19 protein-coding genes and 2 tRNA genes are annotated in these 19528 nt (G+C 72.6%); 14 read left to right on the forward strand and 7 right to left on the reverse strand.

Annotated elements, in window-relative coordinates; genetic code table 11:
• Positions 1 to 50: 50 nt before the first annotated feature.
• Positions 51 to 311: a hypothetical protein gene (locus J2S58_RS00355; RefSeq protein ID WP_205255031.1), complete on the reverse strand. Its 261-nt coding sequence runs from the start codon at positions 309 to 311 to the stop codon at positions 51 to 53.
• Between the two features lie 567 nt (positions 312 to 878).
• Here J2S58_RS00355 and J2S58_RS00360 point away from each other — a divergent pair.
• The gene (locus J2S58_RS00360; RefSeq protein WP_205255032.1) at positions 879 to 1403 is read left to right on the forward strand and encodes a hypothetical protein; all 525 of its coding nucleotides are present in this window, start codon (positions 879 to 881) and stop codon (positions 1401 to 1403) included.
• Between the two features lie 258 nt (positions 1404 to 1661).
• Positions 1662 to 3053 (forward strand): glycine--tRNA ligase, encoded by a 1392-nt coding sequence (locus J2S58_RS00365; RefSeq protein ID WP_205255033.1) that lies wholly within the window; start codon positions 1662 to 1664, stop codon positions 3051 to 3053.
• Between the two features lie 209 nt (positions 3054 to 3262).
• Here the strand turns inward: J2S58_RS00365 and J2S58_RS00370 are convergent, their stop codons facing one another.
• Positions 3263 to 4855: a M1 family metallopeptidase gene (locus J2S58_RS00370; RefSeq protein WP_205255034.1), complete on the reverse strand. Its 1593-nt coding sequence runs from the start codon at positions 4853 to 4855 to the stop codon at positions 3263 to 3265.
• A 117-nt stretch (positions 4856 to 4972) separates the two neighbouring features.
• Here J2S58_RS00370 and J2S58_RS00375 point away from each other — a divergent pair, with 117 nt between their 5' ends.
• From J2S58_RS00375 to J2S58_RS00390, 4 genes are all read left to right on the forward strand, one after another.
• Entirely contained in the window at positions 4973 to 5596 is a 624-nt protein-coding gene (locus J2S58_RS00375) for a YdcF family protein (protein ID WP_306825996.1), read from the forward strand.
• Positions 5593 to 6873 carry a deoxyguanosinetriphosphate triphosphohydrolase gene (locus J2S58_RS00380; protein WP_205255035.1) on the forward strand — a complete coding sequence of 427 codons (1281 nt, stop codon included), beginning with the start codon at positions 5593 to 5595 and terminating at the stop codon, positions 6871 to 6873. Before J2S58_RS00375 ends, J2S58_RS00380 begins: the two co-directional genes overlap by 4 nt.
• An 86-nt stretch (positions 6874 to 6959) precedes the next feature.
• Positions 6960 to 8906 (forward strand): DNA primase, encoded by a 1947-nt coding sequence (gene dnaG, locus J2S58_RS00385; protein WP_205255036.1) that lies wholly within the window; start codon positions 6960 to 6962, stop codon positions 8904 to 8906.
• The gene (locus J2S58_RS00390) at positions 8903 to 9460 is read left to right on the forward strand and encodes a hypothetical protein (protein WP_205255037.1); all 558 of its coding nucleotides are present in this window, start codon (positions 8903 to 8905) and stop codon (positions 9458 to 9460) included. The genes dnaG and J2S58_RS00390 overlap by 4 nt, the downstream gene beginning before the upstream one ends.
• 32 nt (positions 9461 to 9492) lie before the next feature.
• Here J2S58_RS00390 and J2S58_RS00395 read toward each other — a convergent pair whose 3' ends face one another.
• Positions 9493 to 10755, reverse strand: a complete 1263-nt coding sequence (locus J2S58_RS00395; protein ID WP_205255038.1) for a cation:dicarboxylate symporter family transporter — start codon at positions 10753 to 10755, stop codon at positions 9493 to 9495.
• 245 nt (positions 10756 to 11000) lie between these two features.
• Between J2S58_RS00395 and J2S58_RS00400 the strand changes: the two genes are divergently transcribed.
• Positions 11001 to 11669, forward strand: coding sequence for a DUF1707 SHOCT-like domain-containing protein (locus J2S58_RS00400; RefSeq protein WP_240188243.1), 669 nt, complete (start codon positions 11001 to 11003; stop codon positions 11667 to 11669).
• A 9-nt stretch (positions 11670 to 11678) separates the two neighbouring features.
• Here the strand turns inward: J2S58_RS00400 and J2S58_RS00405 are convergent, their stop codons facing one another.
• The 3 genes from J2S58_RS00405 to J2S58_RS00415 form a co-directional block, all read right to left on the reverse strand.
• A complete protein-coding gene (locus J2S58_RS00405; RefSeq protein ID WP_205255040.1) occupies positions 11679 to 11861 on the reverse strand; it encodes a hypothetical protein in 183 nt (60 codons plus the stop codon).
• A gap of 58 nt (positions 11862 to 11919) precedes the next feature.
• A tRNA-Asn gene (locus J2S58_RS00410) sits at positions 11920 to 11995 on the reverse strand.
• A gap of 115 nt (positions 11996 to 12110) precedes the next feature.
• The gene (locus J2S58_RS00415; RefSeq protein ID WP_205255041.1) at positions 12111 to 13775 is read right to left on the reverse strand and encodes a cellulase family glycosylhydrolase; all 1665 of its coding nucleotides are present in this window, start codon (positions 13773 to 13775) and stop codon (positions 12111 to 12113) included.
• A 167-nt stretch (positions 13776 to 13942) separates the two neighbouring features.
• On the opposite strand from J2S58_RS00415, the gene J2S58_RS00420 reads away from it, so the two are divergent.
• From J2S58_RS00420 to J2S58_RS00430, 3 genes are all read left to right on the forward strand, one after another.
• Complete coding sequence (locus tag J2S58_RS00420; RefSeq protein WP_205255042.1) at positions 13943 to 14725, forward strand: hypothetical protein; 783 nt, start codon at positions 13943 to 13945, stop codon at positions 14723 to 14725.
• A 62-nt stretch (positions 14726 to 14787) separates the two neighbouring features.
• A tRNA-Ile gene (locus J2S58_RS00425) sits at positions 14788 to 14862 on the forward strand.
• Positions 14863 to 14948: 86 nt separating this feature from the next.
• Entirely contained in the window at positions 14949 to 15224 is a 276-nt protein-coding gene (locus J2S58_RS00430) for a hypothetical protein (RefSeq protein ID WP_205255043.1), read from the forward strand.
• 24 nt (positions 15225 to 15248) lie between these two features.
• Here the strand turns inward: J2S58_RS00430 and J2S58_RS00435 are convergent, their stop codons facing one another.
• Positions 15249 to 16184 (reverse strand): LysR family transcriptional regulator, encoded by a 936-nt coding sequence (locus J2S58_RS00435; RefSeq protein ID WP_205255044.1) that lies wholly within the window; start codon positions 16182 to 16184, stop codon positions 15249 to 15251.
• A 437-nt stretch (positions 16185 to 16621) separates the two neighbouring features.
• Here J2S58_RS00435 and J2S58_RS00440 point away from each other — a divergent pair, with 437 nt between their 5' ends.
• From J2S58_RS00440 to J2S58_RS00455, 4 genes are all read left to right on the forward strand, one after another.
• Entirely contained in the window at positions 16622 to 17113 is a 492-nt protein-coding gene (locus J2S58_RS00440) for a DUF3145 domain-containing protein (RefSeq protein ID WP_205255045.1), read from the forward strand.
• Positions 17043 to 17249 (forward strand): DUF3145 family protein, encoded by a 207-nt coding sequence (locus J2S58_RS19135; protein ID WP_275889208.1) that lies wholly within the window; start codon positions 17043 to 17045, stop codon positions 17247 to 17249. Before J2S58_RS00440 ends, J2S58_RS19135 begins: the two co-directional genes overlap by 71 nt.
• Positions 17250 to 17452: 203 nt before the next feature.
• The gene (locus J2S58_RS00450) at positions 17453 to 17989 is read left to right on the forward strand and encodes a hypothetical protein (protein WP_205255047.1); all 537 of its coding nucleotides are present in this window, start codon (positions 17453 to 17455) and stop codon (positions 17987 to 17989) included.
• Positions 17989 to 19455, forward strand: a complete 1467-nt coding sequence (locus J2S58_RS00455) for a glycoside hydrolase family 3 N-terminal domain-containing protein (protein WP_205255048.1) — start codon at positions 17989 to 17991, stop codon at positions 19453 to 19455. Before J2S58_RS00450 ends, J2S58_RS00455 begins: the two co-directional genes overlap by 1 nt.
• The last annotated feature ends 73 nt before the right edge of the window (positions 19456 to 19528 follow it).

Here is a 19528-nt window from a genome sequence, read left to right on the forward strand (position 1 = left end):
CGTGCCGGGCCGTGACGGCCCTGACGCATGCGGATGGTTCGGCTGCCGGGTCAGCCGCGAACGGCCACCGACACCGCGACCGCCAGGCATGCGAGGACCGTGACCAGGCGCAGGACCCGGATGCGCCGGTCCATGGCCGACCAGCGCACGGCCAGCAGGACGCCGGCAGCCAGGGCCAGAGCGGCGATGACGGCCGCACCGACCGCGCCGCCGACGAGCACCGCGGTGAGGAAGACGGCGAGGACGAGCACCACCACCACGACCTGGGCGGGTCGCACGGCGCCGGGTGGCCGTCGGGCGGGTCGGGTCATGTCGGCTCCTGGGGTCCACGGTCGTCCGGGTGGTCTGTGCGAAGGAACGCGCGGCCGGTCGATGTCGACGGTCGCGGCCCGGTCCGCCCCGCCTCGCCCGCGGGCCCGGCAGTCCTCCGCCGATCCCGTTCGGACGGCGGCTGCGCTCGCACCCTTCGACACCGGGACCGTGCCCGCGTCGAGGATGACAGACCACCGCAGGGAACAGGACCCGGACGCGACTCCCGGCCGAACGGCCACCCGGATCACTGCCGGGCACGCCCGGATCGCCGTCGGGCGCAGGTGGTTCGCCGTCGGGTGCGTCCGGTCCGCCGCCGTGCAGGGTCGGAGCGAGTCGGGCACTGCGGATGGTGTCGGGCAAGCCCTGATCGGCCTGGTCAGCGCCCGGCCGGTCGCCGCTGAACGGCCCGGCCGTCCGCGGGGAGGGAACCCGCCGGATCGCCGGCGCACCGCAACGGACCGGTGGGTACCGGATGCGCCCCCGGCGTCGAGAATGAATAGACCGCCGCCGGTCGCGGGACGGGGGCTCCCGTCGGTGCCGCGGGGTGCGAACCGAGGAGGGGTCCGATGTTCCTGCTGGTGGCTCATTTCCGCTCCGTCGTGCCCGGACCCACCCCGGACGGACTCATCCCGGACGGAGTCACCCCGCAGCCCGAACCCCGCCCCACGGACGGTCGGACCGACGACCTCGCGCCGGGTCCCGGAGCTCCCGAGGGTGCCCGGGCGCCCATCGACCCCGGACCCGTCGCCGGAGATGCCGCGGACCGGGCGGCGGTGGCGCTGCTGGCCGCCCAACCGTCCACGAGATGGCTGCGGTGGGCCGGGTCGACGGAGGAGGCCGGTCATCGGGTGCTGGTCGCCGAGTTCGCCTCCGCGGCGGACTACCGCCGGGCCCTGTCACCGTTCGAGGTGCGGATGACGGTGGTGCCGTGGTTGTCCGGGGCGGAGATCGAGACCAGCGGGGTCTTCGAGGTGTCGGCAGCGGCCGGAGCGGAGGCGGACGCCGGTGCCGATGCCGATGCCGATGCCGGGCCCACGGTGCCCGGTGACCTGCGGTGGAGTCGGCCGACCGTCACCGATCCGGGCCGTTGACCACCGGACCGCGGACCGGACCCCGCGCGGAGGAGGACGACGGGTACCCCCTGCCGGCGAGCCTGCTGCCCGCCGTCCGTCGGCGGGCAGGGTGAGATGGGGCAGGTCGCAGCCGGTGGGCGGGGTGGGCTGGTCGTCCGGACCGGTGGGCGTCGTTAGGCTCGCGGTCTGTCGCGGGATCCACCGTGGCAGGAAACCGCCCGCGAGCGGCCGCGCCCGGCGCCGGCCGCAACGGGCCCATCGCCGGGAGTTCGCACCGTGGCCGCCGCCAAGACCAACCGCATCGACAGTGTCGTCTCGCTCGCCAAGCGTCGGGGGTTCGTCTTCCCCTCCGGCGAGATCTACGGAGGAACGCGTTCGGCGTGGGACTACGGCCCGCTGGGTGTCGAACTCAAGGAGAACATCAAGCGGCAGTGGTGGGCCTCGGTCGTCCGCGGCCGGGACGACGTCGTCGGTCTCGATTCCTCGATCATCCTCCCGCGCCAGGTGTGGGTGGCCTCCGGTCACGTGGGCGCCTTCACCGACCCGCTCACCGAATGCCTGAACTGCCACAAGCGTTTCCGCGCCGACCACCTCGAGGAGGAATTCGAGGAGAAGAAGGGTCGGGCGCCGGAGAACGGCCTGGCCGACATCAGCTGCCCGAACTGTGGGGTCCGCGGCCAGTGGACCGAGTCGCGCAACTTCGACATGATGCTGAAGACCTACCTCGGCCCCGTCGAGGACGAGAGCGGTTTGCACTACCTACGTCCGGAGACCGCGCAGGGCATCTTCGTCAACTTCCAGAACGTCATGGGGTCGGCCCGGCGCAAGCCGCCGTTCGGCATCGGGCAGATCGGCAAGTCGTTCCGGAACGAGATCACGCCGGGCAACTTCATCTTCCGGACGCGGGAGTTCGAGCAGATGGAGATGGAATTCTTCGTCGAGCCGGGAACCGACGAGGAATGGCACCAGTACTGGATCGACGAGCGCACCCGCTGGTACGTCGATCTCGGGGTGAACCCCGACAACCTGCGGCATTTCGAGCACCCCGCGGAGAAGCTCTCCCACTATTCCAAGCGGACCGTGGACATCGAGTACCGCTTCGGATTCCAGGGCAGTGAGTGGGGCGAGCTGGAGGGCATCGCCAACCGCACCGACTTCGACCTCACCACCCATTCCAAGCACTCCGGCAACGACCTGTCGTACTTCGACCAGGCGACCGGCGAACGGTGGACCCCGTACGTCATCGAGCCGGCGGCCGGGTTGACCCGGTCACTGATGACCTTCCTGGTCGACGCGTACGCCGAGGACGAGGCACCGAACACCAAGGGCGGCGTCGACGTCCGCACCGTGCTGCGGCTCGATCCGCGGCTGGCGCCGGTGAAGGCCGCGGTCCTGCCGCTGTCCCGCCACGCCGATCTGTCGCCGATCGCCCGTGACCTCGCGGCGTCGCTGCGCAGGACCTGGAACGTCGACTTCGACGACGCCGGGCAGATCGGCCGCCGGTACCGCCGTCAGGACGAGATCGGGACCCCGTTCTGCCTGACCGTCGACTTCGACACCGCGCAGGACCAGGCCGTGACCATCCGCGACCGGGATTCGATGACCCAGCAGCGCGTGGCGCTGGACCAGGTGCAGGGCTTCCTGGCCGGAAAGCTCATCGGCAGCTGACCCCTGGGCGGCGTGCCGTCGATGTGCACCGCGGAGCCCCGCCGATACCGCAGGACGACGCTGTTCGACACCGGCGGTCCTCCGCACCCGCTGCCCGACCGGTCCACGGACCGGTCGGGCAGCGCCGTGTGCTGCGACACGGGGAACCGCCGCGACCGGGGAGCCGCTGCGACCGGGGAACCGCTTCGAACGGGAAGCTCCGGAAGCCCTCAGCCCAGGGTGCCCGGGTACCGGAACTCCTCCGCGGGCACGGTGGTGCCGCGGAACCAGGCGTCCACGAACGGGCCCATGTCCCGTCCGGCGACCTGGGAGATGAACGCCTCCAGCTCGTCGAACGAGGCGTTCCGGCCGCCGTAGGTGGAGATCCATCCGGACAGCAGCTGGTCGAACGCCGCGTCACCGATCTCCCGGCGGAGGGCGTGCAGGGCCAGCGGTCCGCGGTCGTACACCCGGGTGAACTCCTCACCGGCGCCCATGTCGACCAGCGGGGACGCCCAGAAGTCGGGGTCGTCGACCACCTGGGCCATCTGGATCTTCCAGAACCCGTCGGGATTCACCCCGTCGACGTCCTCGTGGTAGAGCCACGGCGCGTAGGAGGCGAAGCACTCGTTGAGGCAGATGTCGGCCCACCGGTCGATGGTCACGTCGTCGCCGTACCACTGGTGGGCGAGCTCGTGGACGAGCAGATCGGTGTCGGCGGAGAAGGTGTAGACCGGGCGGGTCGCGGTCTCCAGGGCGAACCCGAGACTCTGTCCGGTGAAGATGCCGCCGGCGGCCTCGAACGGGTACTCCCCGAACCGGTCCGCCAGCACCTCGAGGATCTGCTTGGTCCCCGCGGCGACCTCCTGCGCGCGTTCCTCGCCGGGCGCGAACGCGTTCAGGATCGGCGTGCCGTCGTCGAGCTGGTCCTCCGTGGTGGTGAAGGGGTCGATGTACAGCGTCGTCAGGTAGCTGGCCACCGGGGTGCCGAGCTCCCACCGGAACGCCGACCGTCCCGCGCCGGGATCGGGAAGCCCGTCGGTCACGGCGATGCCGTTGGAGATGACCCGGAACGGGTCGGGCACGACGGCGGTGACGGCGAACGTCGCGGTGTCGGCCGGGTGCTCGTTGACCGGGTACCAGGCGGACGCCGCGGTGGGTTCGCCCAGGGCCAGCGCGCCGCCGGCGTCGGTGCGGAACCAGCCGCCGTCACCGAGGTTGGCCGTGCCGCCGCTGACCGGGCCCGGCTCGCCGCCGTAGGTGACCACCACCTCGAGGGGGCTGCCGGGGTCGAGGCCGGTGACGGGAGTGACGACCAGTTCGGCGTCCTGCCGGTCGAACGCGGCATCGACACCGGACACGGTGACGGAGTCGACCTCCATCTCGGGCTGCAGGTCGAGGTTGAACCGACCCAGCCTCTCGGGCGAGGTGACGGTCCCGGTGACCGTGGTGGTGGCGTCGAGCCGGTTGCTGTCCGGGTCGTAGGTGAGGTCGACGTCGTAGTGGTCGACCTGGTAACCGCCGTTGCCGGCCTCGGGGTAGTACGGGTCACCGATACCCGGGTCGCCGACGGCACCGTCCGCGTCGGGCATCGGGGTGGTCGGCGCGGCGGGGTCGGCCGTCGTCGGATCGTCGGTCTCCGGGGGCACCGTGATCCCGCCGGACGCATTGGACGACTGTGCGCTGGAGGACGCCGCGGTGGACGGCGCGGTGGCGGCCACCGGCGTGCCGGCCACGGTGGACCCGCACGCCGCCGTCGTGAGCACGAGGGCGACGGCCGCGACCGTCCAGGGCCGGCGGTCTCTACGGGTGCGTCGCGTCATGGCACGAAACTATCCGGCGGTGGTCACCGGACGGTGAGTCCGCCTCCGGCTGGCATCATCGTCGGCTGGCATCATCGAGACCGATGCCGGACGGCACGGGACTCGGGGGCGGTGGGCGTGACGACGGTGGGGCGGACGGTGGTCCGGTACCTCGCGGGTTTCCTCGTGGTCGCGGTCCTCGTCGTCGCCGGGACCGTCGTGCACATCGAGGTGGTCGCCCAGCGCGACCAGCGGGACCCGGCCGCGGCCATCGTGGTGCTCGGTGCGGCCCAGTACGACGGCGACCCCTCGCCGGTGTTCGCCGCCCGCCTCGACCACGCCGCCGAGCTGTACCGCGCCGGGGTCGCCGCCCATGTGGTGACGGTGGGCGGGGGACAGCAGGGCGATGCGACGACGGAGGGCGCGGCCGGCCGCGAATACCTGCTGGCCGCCGGTCTGCCGGCGGACGCAGTGGTCGCGGTGGGCAGCGGCGAGGACACCCTGCTCAGCCTGCGGGACGCGGCGCCGACCCTGCGGGACCGGGGATGGACGTCCGTCGTACTGGTGACCGACCCGTGGCACGCGGCGCGGGCGGCGCTGATGGCGGGTGATCTGGGGATGGACGTGCAGGTGTCGTCGGTGCAGCAGGGCCCGTCGCTGGCCGACGGGGTGCAGGCGCGGTACGTGCTGCGGGAGACCCTGGGCGTCCTGTTCTACCGGCTCACCGGCGGGTCGTCCGGCGTCGGCTCGGCCGTGCTGTGAACCCCGTCGTCAGTACGGACGTCGCCGGGGGGTACGACTCCGGGGCGACGGCCCGGCGGGTGTCCGAGTCGGGCAAGACCGCGGCGCTGCCCGGCGCGGCCCGGGCCACCGATCGGAGCCCGTTCGCGCGGGACCGGGCCCGGGTCCTGCACGCCGCGTCCTTCCGGCGGCTGGCCGGCAAGACGCAGGTGGTGGCCCCCGACGAGGACGCCGTCCCGCGGACCCGCCTCACCCACTCCCTGGAGGTCGCCCAGATCGCCCGGGAGATCGGCGCACAGGTGGGTTGCGATGCCGACCTCACCGATCTGGCCGGGCTCGCCCACGACATCGGGCACCCGCCCTTCGGCCACAACGGCGAGGCCGCGCTCGACGCCCTGGCCACCGACTGCGGCGGGTTCGAGGCCAACGCGCAGAACCTTCGCCTGCTGGCCAGACTGGAACCCAAGATCACCGGGCCGGACGGCACACCCGCCGGTCTCAACCTCACCCGGGCATCCCTCGACGCGGTGATCAAGTACCCGTGGCCGCGGTCCGGGCCGGGCAGCAAGTTCGGCTACTACCCCGACGACGCCGAGGTCTTCGGCTGGGTGCGGGAGGGGACACCCGCCGGGACCCGGCGATGCCTGGAGGCCCAGGTGATGGACTGGGCCGACGACGTCGCCTACTCCGTCCACGACGTCGAGGACGGCATCGGCGCCGGCCGCATCGACCTGACCCGGCTGGCCGATCCGGACGAGCGCGCCGCGGTCGCCGCCGCCGCGGCCGCCGGGTACTCGGTGGAGTCTCCCGGGGAGCTGTCCGGGGTGCTGGTCGATCTGCTGGCCCTGCCCGCGGTGGCCGCGGCCGTCGGGGCTCCGCCGGGTCCGGTCGGCGAGGCCGCCGTGAAGCAGATGACCAGCGAGCTGACCGGGCGGCTGGTCACTGGGCCGATCGCCGCCACCCGGGCCACCGCCGGGCCGGGGCCGCTGCGGCGCTACGCCGCCGACCTGCAGGTACCGCGGTTGCTGCGGGCCGAGGTGGCCCTGCTCAAGGCGATGGCGCTGCGGTACGTGATGGACGATCCGTCCCGGTTGCGGGTGCAGATCCAGGAGCAGGAGCTGCTGGGTGAACTCGTCGCCGCGGTCGCCGACCGGGGTGAGCCGGCCCTGGACCCGGCCTTCGTCCCGGCCTGGCGGGCGGCCGGCGGGGACGACGCGCGGCTGCGGGTGGTGCTGGACCAGGTGTCCCTGCTCACCGACGCCCAGGCTGTCGCGCGGCACCGCCGCTGGTGCGGCTGACCCGGGCGCGGCCCGTCCACCCCGGCACCCGCCCCGGCTGTGGACGGCCGACCGGGGACCCGGCGACGGCCACCTAGAATCGTCGGGTGGCTGGCAGGATCTCCGACGCGGACAAGGAACGGGTCCGCGACGCCAGCCGCATCGAGGCCGTGGTGGGCGACTACGTGGCCCTGCGCCGGGCCGGTGGCGGCAACTTCAAGGGCCTGTGCCCGTTCCACGACGAGAAGTCCCCGTCGTTCAACGTGTCCCCGGCGCGGTCCAGTTTCCACTGCTTCGGCTGCGGGGAGGGCGGGGACGTCTTCGCCTTCGTCTCCCGCATGGAGCACCTGGATTTCGTCGAGACGGTCATGCGGCTGGCCGACCGCGCCGGGATCACCCTCAGTCTCGTCGAGGGTGGCAGTTCGGTCCGTTCGGACCGGGGATCGCGATCCCGGCTGATCGCGGCCAACAAGGCCGCCGCCGCGTTCTACGCCGAGCAGCTCGCCGGCGACGGGGGAGCGGCCGGTCGGGCCTTCCTGGCCGAGCGGGGGTTCGACCAGGCCGCGGCCGAGCACTTCGGCTGCGGATTCGCCCCGGCCGGGTGGGACAGCCTGGTCTCGGCGCTGACCACCCAGGGGTTCACCATCGAGGAGCTGATCAAGGCCGGGCTGGCCAAGCAGGGCCGTCGCGGGCCGATCGACCAGTTCCACCGGCGGCTGCTGTGGTCCATCCGCGACGGCACCGGTGACGTGGTCGGGTTCGGGGCGCGCCGGCTGTTCGACGACGACCCGATGCAGGCCAAGTACGTGAACACGGCCGAGACCCCGGTCTACCGCAAGTCGCAGGTGCTGTACGGCCTGGACCTGGCCAAACGGGACATCGACCGACAGCGGCGGGCTGTGGTCGTCGAGGGGTACACCGACGTCATGGCCATGCACCTGGCCGGGGTGACGACCGCGGTCGCGTCGTGCGGGACGGCGTTCGGCGACGAGCACATCGTGCTGCTGCGCCGGTACCTCGGTGACTCCGATCAGCACCGGGCCGAGGTGATCTACACCTTCGACGGCGACGCGGCCGGGCAGAAGGCGGCCATGAAGGCGTTCGAGTCCGACCAGCGGTTCGCCGCCGAGACCTCCGTGGCCATCGCGCCGGAGGGCCAGGACCCGTGCGAGATGCGGCAGTCCTCCGGCGACGAGGCGTTGCGGGCGCTGGTGGAGACCCGCAGACCGCTCTTCGAGTTCGCGGTGCGGACCACGTTGTCCCGCTTCGACCTGTTGACCTCTGAGAGCCGGGTGGCCGCCGCCGATGCGACCGTGCCCCTGGTCGCCCGGATCAAACGCGAGGAGCTCCGGGAGGACTACGCCCGGACCCTGGCCAACCTGCTGGGCGCCGAACCGGAACGGATCACCCGCCGCGTGCGGGAGGCGGCGGCCCAGCAGGCGGCGGAGGCCGCGCAGGCCGCGCGCACCCCGGTGACGACGCCCCCCCGGCGGATCGGCCGGGGGAGCGGCGAGAGCGAGCCGGTGGCCCCGCCGGAGCCGTCCGCGCCGCCCGGCTGGGAGTATCCCAAGGCCCGTGACCAGCGGGCCGCGGTCGAGCGGGAGACCCTCAAGCTGGCCCTGCAGCAGCCGGCCCTGGTCGCCGGGGACTACCCGCAGGTGCAGCCCGAGGCGTTCCTGGTGGTCGCCTACCGGATGATCCACGAGGCGGTGGAGGCCGCGGGCGGGCCCCGCTCCGCGATGTCCGGGCCGGACTGGGTCACCACCGTGACCGAGAAGCTGCCGGCCGGCCCCGCGCGCTCGTTGGTGAACGAACTGATGGTGGAGCCGGTGAACGTCGGCCGGGAGGCGGACGCGACCTACGCCGGCTCGATCCTGGCCCGGATGGCCGAGCGGTGGGCCCGCATCCAGGAGGCCGATCTGCGGTCCCAGCTGCAACGGGCCGAGGCCGAGGGGCAGCAGCAGCTCGTGCAGGATCTCGCCGCCGACCTGCAGGCGATGTCGCTGTACCGCCGCCAGCTGGGTGAACGCGCGGCCGGCGAGGCCGGACCGTGAGCTGGTGGCGGCGCCGAGCGGTGGTGCCGCCGCGGCTGCGCGCCGTGCTCGCGGACGACGAGCGGGTGCTCGGCCTGGCCGAGACCACCGGCGGGACCGTCCTCGGCGCCACCCGGTACGGACTGTGGGTGCTGGACGGCGACGGCGGTGTCCGGCTCGACTGGGACCGGGTCGCCACCGCGCGACTGGCCGACGGGCTGCTCACCGTGGTGCCGGTGCGTTCGGTCGGCCGCTGGCCCGGCCCGCCCGCCGGCATCGAGCCGGTCGGCGCAGACGCCGGCATCGACGTGGCGCGGGACGCCACCCCGGTCGCGGTGCAGTTGGCCGGTCCGACCCGGCTGACGGACGTGGTGCACGCGCGGGTGCGCCGGTCGGTGGCCACGAGCGGACGTCTGACCGGGGAGTCCGGCAGCGGCTGGCTGGCCTGGCGGCGGATACCCGGTCGCGATGGTCTGCACGCTCAGTTCCGCCTGGATCCGGGGGTGGATCCAGACCGGCCGGGTCTGGCCGCGGCGGCCGTGGACCTGGCCCGTCAGCTCGACCCGCGGAGCTGAGCCGTACCGACGCGGACCGGCTGGACCCGGGATCAGTGCTCGCCGAGCAGCATCTCCTCCTCGTCGAACGGGATCTTCCCGTCGAGCACCGCTCGGATCCGCTCGTGGTCCACGCCCTCGACCAGATGTCCGACGACGACGGTGGCCACCGCGTTGCCGGCGAAGTTGGTGACCGCGCGCGCCTCGGACATGAACCGGTCGATCGCCACGATCAAGCTCACGCCGTTGACGAGATCGGGACGGTGCGCCGCGAGCCCGCCGCCGAGGGTGGCCAGGCCGGCTCCGGTCACCCCGGCGGCCCCCTTGGACGCGATGATCATGAAGAGCAGCAGGGAGATCTGCTCTCCGACGGACAGCGGGTCGCCCAACGCGTTCCCGATGAACAGGGACGCCATCGTCAGGTAGATGGCCGTGCCGTCCAGGTTGAAGGAGTACCCGGTGGGCACGACGACCCCGACGACGGGGCGGGACACCCCGAGGTGCTCCATCTTGGTGATCAACCTGGGCAGGGCCGTCTCCGACGACGCGGTCGCCACGATGAGCAGGAACTCCCGGCGCAGGTAGGACAGCAGCTTGAACACACTGAACCCGGTGGTGACCTTGAGCAGGGCACCCAGCACGCCGAACACGAAGATCGCGCAGGTCAGGTAGAACGCGCCCATCAGCAGCGCCAGCGAGCCGATCGCCGACCATCCCGCTCCGCCGACCACCCCTGCGATGGCACCGAAGGCGCCGACGGGGGCCAGCCACATGATCCCGGCCAGGATGGTGAACACCAGCTTCTGCAGGCTGCCGATCGCGGACAGCACCGGTTCGCCCCTGCTCCCCATGGCCTGGACGGCGAAACCGACCAGCAGGGCGACGAACAGCGCCTGGAGCACGGACCCGTCGGTGAGCGAGGAGAACAGGGTCGTGGGGATGACGTCGAGGAGGAAGTTGCCGGTCCCGGTGGTGGCCGGGACCGTGTAGGCGGGGACGCCGCCGGCGGCCAGACCGTCGCCGGGATGCACGATGTTCCCGACCAGCAGCCCGACGACCAGGGCGAAGGTCGACATGACCAGGAAGTAGATCAGCGCGTACCCCCCGACCTTGCCGACCTGGGATGCCTTGCGCACGGAGCCGATCCCCAACACGATGCTGCAGAAGATGATCGGGCCGATCATCATCTTGACCAGGTTGACGAACGCGGTCCCCAGGACGGCCAACCCGGCGGCGTCCGACCGGAGGACGAGTCCCACCGCGGTGCCCAGGACGACGGCGGCGATGACGGCCAGATAGAGCCAGTGGGTGGCCATCCGTCGGCGACGGGGCCGACCGTCACCGGGCGAGACCGGTTGTGGTGTGGACGATTCGGGGATCGGTCGACTCACGGGGGCTCCTGGGGCGGCGACATCGAGGACGGCCCGGCGGCCACCGGCGATGACGCTAGGTCCACAGGTGTTCACCGAACGTGTAGCCGGGACGCAGTGCGAGCTACCTCTGGATCCGCGCGTCGGAGATCGGGGTCGACGCTCGTCGACCGGGTCCTACAGTGACGGGCATGACCGAGCAGCCCGACCGGGACCCACGGCATCTCCGGGCCTCGAACCAGGACCGGGAACAGGTCGCCGTCGCCCTGCACACCGCCATGGCCGAGGGGCGCATCGAGGTCCCCGAACTCGAGGAGCGGCTGGACGCGGTGTACCGGGCGAAGACGCTCGGTGAGTTGGAGCCGTTGACCAGCGACCTGCCCGGCCACCGACCGGTGACCGCCGCGGGGGTCGCCCTCCCGGCCCCGCCCCCCGAGCCGGGGTCTCCGGGGATCGTGTCCCGGGTCGGCGGCGGCTATCCGACGTCGTCGGCGGCGGTCGCGGTGATGTCGGGGGCGACCCGGTCCGGCCGCTGGGTGGTGCCGCGGCAGTTCACGGCGGTGGCCGTGATGGGTGGGGTCGAGCTGGACCTGACCCAGGCACGGTTCGCCGAGCGTCAGGTGACGATCACCGCGGTGGCCGTGATGGGCGGCATCGAGATCACCGTCCCGGCGGATGTCACCGTCCTCGTGAGCGGGATCGGACTGATGGGCGGCTTCGAGGACCACGCGCGATCGGACGGGTACCCCGGCGGACCGGTGCTCCGGGTCAACGGACTCGCGCTCATGGGCGGGGTCGAGGTCAAGCGGGGCCGTCTGCCGGAGCAGATCACGGACGACGGCAGGAAGGAACTGCGCTGACCGTGGGGCTCAGCGCCGGCGGGTCCCGTTGAGCAGCTCGCCGACCTTGGCCCGGACGACTCCCGCGGCACCCTGGACGGCGGGGTTGTCGGCGGCGGCGGCACTCAGGCGCTTGATCTGCTCGAACCTCTCACGGCCGGCTCGAGCGCCTAGGACGTAACCGAGGGCAGCGCCCAGGATGAGACGGAACACGATCGGCCTCCGATGGAGATGTGGGAACCATCCCGGCGGTTTCGACACCGCACCTGTGTGGCTCCCCCGGTTGGACTCGAACCAACAACCGTCCGATTAACAGTCGGATGCTCTGCCAATTGAGCTACAGGGGACTGCAGACACCTGGCGGCCGGTGACCCGGCTGCCGCAGTGCCGTCCAAGAATAGCCCACCGCGGGAGGTGGTCCGGCCCACCGGTCGGCCGCCGGGCGGGTCCGGCCCGGGCGGGTCAGGACACCGTGAGGACGGGGCGTTCCGGCGCGGGCCCGGCGATGCGGACCTGCAGCCCCACGGTGGCGGTGCCGCCCGCGGGCAGCGAGCGGGCCCAGTCGCTCCCGGTGCAGGTGATGCGGCCCCCACCCACCGAGCAGCTCATGCCCCACGCATTGGTGACGGCGACGGCGGACGGATCGGCCCAGCTGACCGTCCAGGTCGGCAGGGCACCCGAGGCACGGACGGTCACGTCGGCCACGTATCCGTCGTTCCACGCCGATCGACGGGTCCAGGTCACCGACGGCTTGCCGGACGCTGGGGTGCTGGTCGGGGGAGTGGTGGGTGCGGTGGTGCTGGGCTTGGTGGTGGTGGGTGCGGTGGTGCTGGGCTTGGTGGTGGTGGGTGCGGTGGTGCTGGGCTTGGTGGTGGTGGGTGCGGTGGTGCTGGGCTTGGTGGTGGTGGGTGCGGTGGTACCGGCCGTCGTGGTCGGGGCCGAGGTGGGCCCGGGTGCCGCCCCCAGGAGCGGGGCGAGTGCGTCGAGCTTGGCCTGCTGCGGTGTCACCCAGTCGTCGGCGACCAGGCCGCCGGTGTCACCGCTGTTCGGGTTGAACGACCAGAAGGCGAAGCTGATGCGGTTCTCGCCGAGGTAGCCCACCAGGGTGCGGAGCCAGGCGCGGTCGGACTCAGTCTCCAGCTTCGTGCCGAACTCGCCGAGCAGCACGGGAGCGATGTTCTGCTTGGCCAGGTAGCCCCAGGAGCGGTCCCACACGGCGGGCAGGTTGGCCGGATAGGCCGGGTCGGCGAACCAGGTCTGCGGGAAGACGCTGGCGGGGTAGTCGTGGGCGGAGTAGACCAGCTGGTTCTTGACGGCGAGCTGGATGGGCTTGGCCGCGGTGTCCCGGAGGTTGCCGCCCCACCAGGTGGTGGACCCGTCCGCGGACCGCTCCACACCCTCGACGATGACGAGCCAGCGGGGGTTCGCGGCCAGCACGGCGTTGCCGGCCCGGGTCGCGGCGGCGGCCCAGTCGCGGGCGGCATCACCGCACCCCCAGCACGCGGAGCCGCGGGGCTCGTTGTGGAGGTCGGCGCCGATGACGGTGGGATTGCCGGCGTACCGCTTCGCCAGCATGACCCAGTCGTCGATCCAGTCCTTCTCGCTGTAGCGCGAGGTGTACCAGAGTTCGGACTGGCTGCCCGAGTCCGGCCGGTGCCGGTCGAGGATGACCTGCATGCCCCGGGCGCCGGCCTCGGCGACCACGGCATCCATCACCTGCAGCGGGGTGCGCCCGGCGAGCTCGGGATTGCGGGCCTCGATGCCGGACACGGGGGCGGTGGACCGGAGGCATTCGTTGGAGAACGGCAGACGCAGCGTGGTGAAGCCGAAGGCGGCGATGCGGTCGAGGCCCTGGTCCAGGGAGATCTGCCAGAGCCCGTGCGGCGCGCAGTTCGACGTCTCCATCCCGAACCAGTTGACCGCCTTCAGCGTGACCGGCGTCCCCGATTCGGTGACAATGGCCGACCCATTGGTGTGCAGATACCCCGGGGTGGTCACGGCAGCCTCCACGCGCGGTGACGACGACAGGGCGACGCCGAGGAAAACGGTCACCGCGAGGGTGAACACCGCCACCGCTGCAGCCCTCTGACGTGCAGCGATACCGCTCTTCTCACCCCGTGCCCACATGGTTCGAGGATATCCTCACCGGTGTCCGCCCGGGCGCCACATCGTCACCTCGACAGGTGAGCAGGCCTTCGGCGGGCCACCCGCAGCATTCGGCGGGCCTCATTTCCATCACCTGATCCGGGGGCTCACACGTGTTCTCATCACCCATTCCGGGTCACAGCGGGGGAATGCCGTTCACCCTGGGGAGTCGAGGGCGCCCCGGCCGGTGGGTGGCGCCCGCCGGGGTCGCCGTCGGGCTGATTCTGCTGACCGCGTGTTCCGCGCCGACGACCACCGCTGCTCCCGCCCCGACCTCCGCGGCGTCCGAGGCCCCGACCACGTTGACTGCGTCGGGCGTCGCCCCGTCGGTGACCAACGATCTCGCCGAGGGCAGCGCCCACCACGATCTCTCGGTGGCGGGGGAGCCGTTCGCGTTGACCGTCGACTACTGGACCACCGGTGATCCGTCGGCCTGGTCCTCCCTCGCGGCCAAGGACATGAACCTGTCGCTGCACCTGGTCCCGGTGGCCGGGACGACCACCCCCGACGTGGCGTTGTCGCGGTCCTCGGTGGTCACCTCGCTGCGGTCGACCAATCCCGGGCTCGACGGGCTGGTGACGTCCACGACGGTCGACCAGGCGCCGGCCGCGCTGCCCGGCTATTCGATGTCGGTGAACTTCCCCTACGACCAGGTCGCGCCGGTCCGGGGGTTCGGCCCGGACCTGATCGGCCGATGGACCCTCCTGGCCGGCGAGCAACCGCTGACCGACGAGGCGCTGGGCACCGCCGGGGTGTACGCCAACCAGATCGACTACACCTACGACCTGGTCATCAAGAACGCCGGCGACGCCGGCTACCACAAGCGCACCGTCACCGACTCGCTGACCGTCCCGGTCCCGGCGCCGGCCCCGCCGGCCACGGAGACGTCGGCGGCCACCACGGACGGGACGGCCGCCCCGGCCACCGGCTGACGCTCCCGGTGCGACCGGCAGGACCGCCGGTGCGGCGCTGACCGGCCGGTAGGGTGCCCGACGGGGCGGTAGCTCAGTCGGTCAGAGCAGCGGACTCATAATCCGTCAGGTCGTGGGTTCGAGCCCCACCCGCCCCACCGTCGCGCTCGTACTGCCGCCCCGTGCCGGCCCTGGCTGCCGTCGGGGAGGGCCACTGTCGGTGGTCCCTTGCAGGATGCGCCCCATGACCGATCTCGTCGCCATCTGCACCGTCTGCCACACGGCCACCACCGATGTCCGCCGGTACCGCGTCCAGCGGGAGTCCGCGGTGCGGGCCGTGCGCCTCCTCGCGCTGTGCGCGGACTGTCGGGAGCCCGTCGAGGCGCTGCTCGGCATCCCGGCGGCCAACCGGCGGCTGCCGGCCACCGCGGGCGGGGGCGTGCGCCCGCCGGCCGGGCGCGCCGACCGTCACGAGGCCCCGGCCCGGACCGGTCGTCACCTGCACCTGGTCACCACCTGAGCCGGCTCGACCCTTCGAGCGCACTCACCCGGCGGCGACGGGGAGGTCCCGGCGGTGCAGGTCCGCCCCGACCTCGCGCAGAGCGTCCAGCAGGGGAGCGATGTGCGGTTGGCCCGCGGTGCCCGCCCGGACCTGCAGCCCGATCCGACGGACCGGGGTCGGTCCCGTGGTCGGCCGGACCACCACCCCCGGGCCGGCCACGCCGTCGTGGGCCAGGCGGGGGAGCAGGGCCACCCCCGCCCCCGCGGCGACGAGCGCGAGCGACCCGATGAACTCGTCGGCGTAGTGCCGGGCGATCGGCCGGAAACCGCGCGACTCACAGGCCGCGTACGTCACGGCGAAGCACGGGGTGCCCGGCAGGTTGACGATCCAGTCCTCCCCGGCCAGATCGGCCAGATCCACCGTCTCCTGCCCGGCCAGGCGATGACCGACCGGCAGGACCAGATCCATCAGGTCGTCGAACAACGGGACGCTGGCGATCCGCGCATCGTCCTGGCCGACGAACATCTCGTTCGCGGTGAGGGTGACGGCCACGTCGACCCGCCGCCCCAGCAGGGCGTCGACCGCATCGCCCGGGTCGATCTCCCGGATCTCGACGCGCAGGCCGGAGCGGTCGGCGAGGCGCCGGAGCACCGGTACGGCGACCCCGCGGACGGCCGAGGGGAACGCGCCCAACCGGACCGTCCCGGAATCGCCGGCGCGGAACGCGGCCAGATCGGACTCGGCGTGCTCGAGCCGGGTGAAGATCTCGTGCGCGTGCCCGAGCAGGATGCGTGCCGCCTCGGTCAGGCGCACCCGGCGACCGTCCGGTTCCAGCATCGGCGTCCCCACCTCGCGGGCCAGGGCCGCCACCTGCTGGGACACCGCCGACGGGGTCAGATGGACGGCCAGGGCCGCAGCGGCGACCGTTCCGCAGCGGTCCACCTCGCGGAGGATCTCCAGCCGCCGGACGTCGATCATGAACGGTGCACCATGCAGCTCAGCTTACCGATGACGGACAGAACAAACAGATGGACCACAGGATAGGGGCGGCCGATGCTCAGGTCATGACCTCTGCGGCCCTGCTTCTCGTCCTGTTCGTCCTGCTCGTCGGTCTGGGTGCAGCCGGCGCGACCTGGGGGTGGATTCCCGCCGGCCCGGCGGATGGTCGACCCGCACCGATGGGGAGGGCCTGGGGCCCGACCGGACGCGGTGATCTCGTCAACACGTGGTGTCACGCCCCGATCACGAGAAGATGATCGCCAAGGCTGGACGCAGCCCTGTCACACCGTGCACAATGATCCCAGGAATGCACGTCTGATCGTGCGTGTCCGGACAAAAGAATCCGCACGGTAGGCCCGGCCCGCCCGCACAGCTCCGCGTTGGGGAAGACGACGGAGTGAAAGCGGAGGTGCACGGTGGCTACACGTGGTGTGGTGTTCGTCCACTCGGCGCCGGCAGCCATCTGCCCGCACGTCGAGTGGGCTCTTTCCGGTGTGCTCGGTGGGCGTGTGACGCTCACCTGGACGGCACAACCGGCTGCTCCCGGTCACCTCAGGGCGGACGTGAGCTGGACGGGCGACCCCGGCACCGGTGGTCGGCTAGCCCAGGCACTGAAGGCGTGGCCCATGCTGCGCTTCGAGGTGACCGAAGAGGCGAGCCCGGGCAACGACGGTGAGCGCATCTGCCATCTGCCCGGTCGGCCGATCTGGCGTGCCCCCATGTCCGCCAACGGTGACGTGATGGTCGCCGAGGATCAACTGCGGGCGCTCGTCGAACGGTCCAGCTCGTGGGAGACCGCCCGGCATGCTCTGTCCGGTCTGCTGGGTACCGACATCGATGCGGAGCTCGAGCCCTACCGCCGGGCCGGCGAGGGATCCGTCGTCACCTGGCTGCACCAGGTCGGATGATCGCCCCGGTCGATGTAGGAGCACCACCCGGCACGCTCTGTCCGGTCTGCTGGGTACCGACATCGACGCGGAGCTCGAGCCCTACCGCCGGGCCGGCGAGGGATCCGTCGTCACCTGGCTGCACCAGGTCGGATGATCGCCCCGGTCGATGTCGGATCACCACCCGGTCGTCGCTCCGGTGTGCCGCCCCGCCGTCACCTGGTGACACCGCGCCGACCCTGACCCACGGGCCGAGACCTCCACCACTGATCGCCCGTTCCGGGGCAACCCGATAGCGTCCCCTCACGTCGACCTCCCGTGCCTCCATCAGGTACACGGGCCAGAGACGGAGGGGGCCGGATGAGATCGGGTGTCCGCACGGTGCTGCTCGTCTGCGCGCTGCTGGTCGTCGCCGCCGGCGGCGCCGCCGGAGCCTGGGCCCTGGGACGTTCCGCGCCGACCGCCGCCGTCGCCCCGTGGACCCCGACCTCCCCGTCCGACGACCGCACCGTCCGTCTCGGCCCCGACACCGCGGACGACCCGATGGCCGCCGAGGTCCGAACCGTCCTCCAGCGCTACTTCGACGCCATCAACACCGGCGATCACGATGCCTGGACCGCGGTCGTCTCGGCGGGACAGACCGTCTCCCAGGACCGGGCCACCTGGGAGCACCGGTACTCGACCACCCTGGACTCGAGCATCGTCCTCGTCTCGGTGGACCAGGACCCGACGCGCGTCCGGGTGTGGTTCAGCTCCCGACAGGACCCGGCCTTCGCGCCGGCCGATCTCCCGGCGAACTGCATCAGCTGGGACCTCACCTACCGCGTCGTCACCCAGGACGGCCGGCTCGTCATCGACGGGATCGACCCCACCCCCCAGAACAAGGCGGCCTGCTGATGTCCCGCACCCGGACCCTTCGTCGCTCCGGTCTCATCCTGCTCAGTGGCGGTCTGCTCCTGACGGCCTGCTCGGCCCCGACCGCCTCGGACGCCGGCGGTGTGGTGTCGACGTCCAGCTCGCCGCCCCCGTCGTCCTCCCCGGTCACGTCCCCGTCGTCGGAGGTGGCCGGCCCCACACCCACCCCGGCCGCCCCGTCCACCACCGCCCCGTCATCCCCGGCGGCCACGTCCGACGCTGCGGCCCCGACCAGCGCGCCGTCCCCGCCCGGGTCGTCGACGGCCGCGCCGGCCGCGGACGCCCCCGTGCCGCCCGGTGGACCCGTGACCGCCGCGGACATGGCCGCCGCAGCGGCCCTGGTCGACGCGATGGACGTGTCCCGGCAGGCCGGTGCGGTCATCATGGCGAGCTCGGCCGATGCGGTGGGCACCGATCTGGTGTCCGCCCTCGGCCTGGGCGGGGTCATCCTGATGGGTTCCCGGGGGGTCGTCGACGGCACCGACTCCGGCACCCCCGCCCAGGTCGCCGCGGTCACCGCCGCCCTGCAGCAGCAGAGCCCCGACCTTCCCGTGCTGATCGCCACCGACCAGGAGTACGGCGACGTCCAGCGGTTGGTCAACGGGTTCACCGACTTCCCGGGGGCCTCCGAGCTGGCCGCGGTGTCCGACACCGCCGAGGCCGCCGCGCTCACCGAACAGGCGGCCGCAGCGGCGGGCGCCGAGATGCGTGCGGTCGGCATCACGGTGGACTTCGCCCCGGACGCCGACATCGTCCCGGACCGTTCCTCCTCGGCGATCGGCGACCGGTCCTTCGGCGCGGACCCCGAGCGGGTCGCGGCGCTGGTGGTCGCGGCGGTGCGGGGATACCAGAGCGCCGGGGTCGCCGCCACGGTCAAGCACTTCCCGGGGATCGGGGCCATCGCCGCCGACACGCACGAAGAGCTGCCCACCGTCACCACCAGCTGCACGGAGTGGAACGACGGGGCGGCGGTCCCGTTCCGGCAGGCCGTCGACGCCGGGGTCGCGCTGGTGATGACCGGCCACGTGCTGCAGCCCGCGATCGGTGTCGACCGGTTGCCCACCAGTCTGAGCCGGGAGGCGCTGACCGACCTGCTGCGCGGACCGGGGGTGGGTGGCTGCGAGCCGCTCAGCTTCACCGGCATCGCGGTGAGCGACGCGCTGGAGATGGCACCGGTGGCCGACGCGTACTCCTCCGCCGAGGCGGGGTGGCGGGCCCTGGCCGCCGGCCAGGACCTCCTGCTGATGCCGGTCGACCCGGTCGCCGCGCACGGCGGCATCGTCACCGCCGTGGGTGACGGGTCCCTGGACCCGGCCCGGCTGCGCGAGGCCGCGGTGCGGGTCACCGCCCTGCGGATCGCAGCCACACGGACGCCCACGCCGGGGCTGGACGTCGTCGGGTCGGCGGCGCACCAGGCCATCGCCGACCGGGCCCGCTCGGCCGGCTGACCCGCAGGCCGGGCAGCCCGTCCGCGCGTCCGCGATCGCGGGTCCACCGCTTCCGACGCCGGTGTCCTCGGGC

Source organism: Nakamurella flavida (assembly GCF_030811475.1).
GTDB lineage: Bacteria > Actinomycetota > Actinomycetes > Mycobacteriales > Nakamurellaceae > Nakamurella > Nakamurella flavida.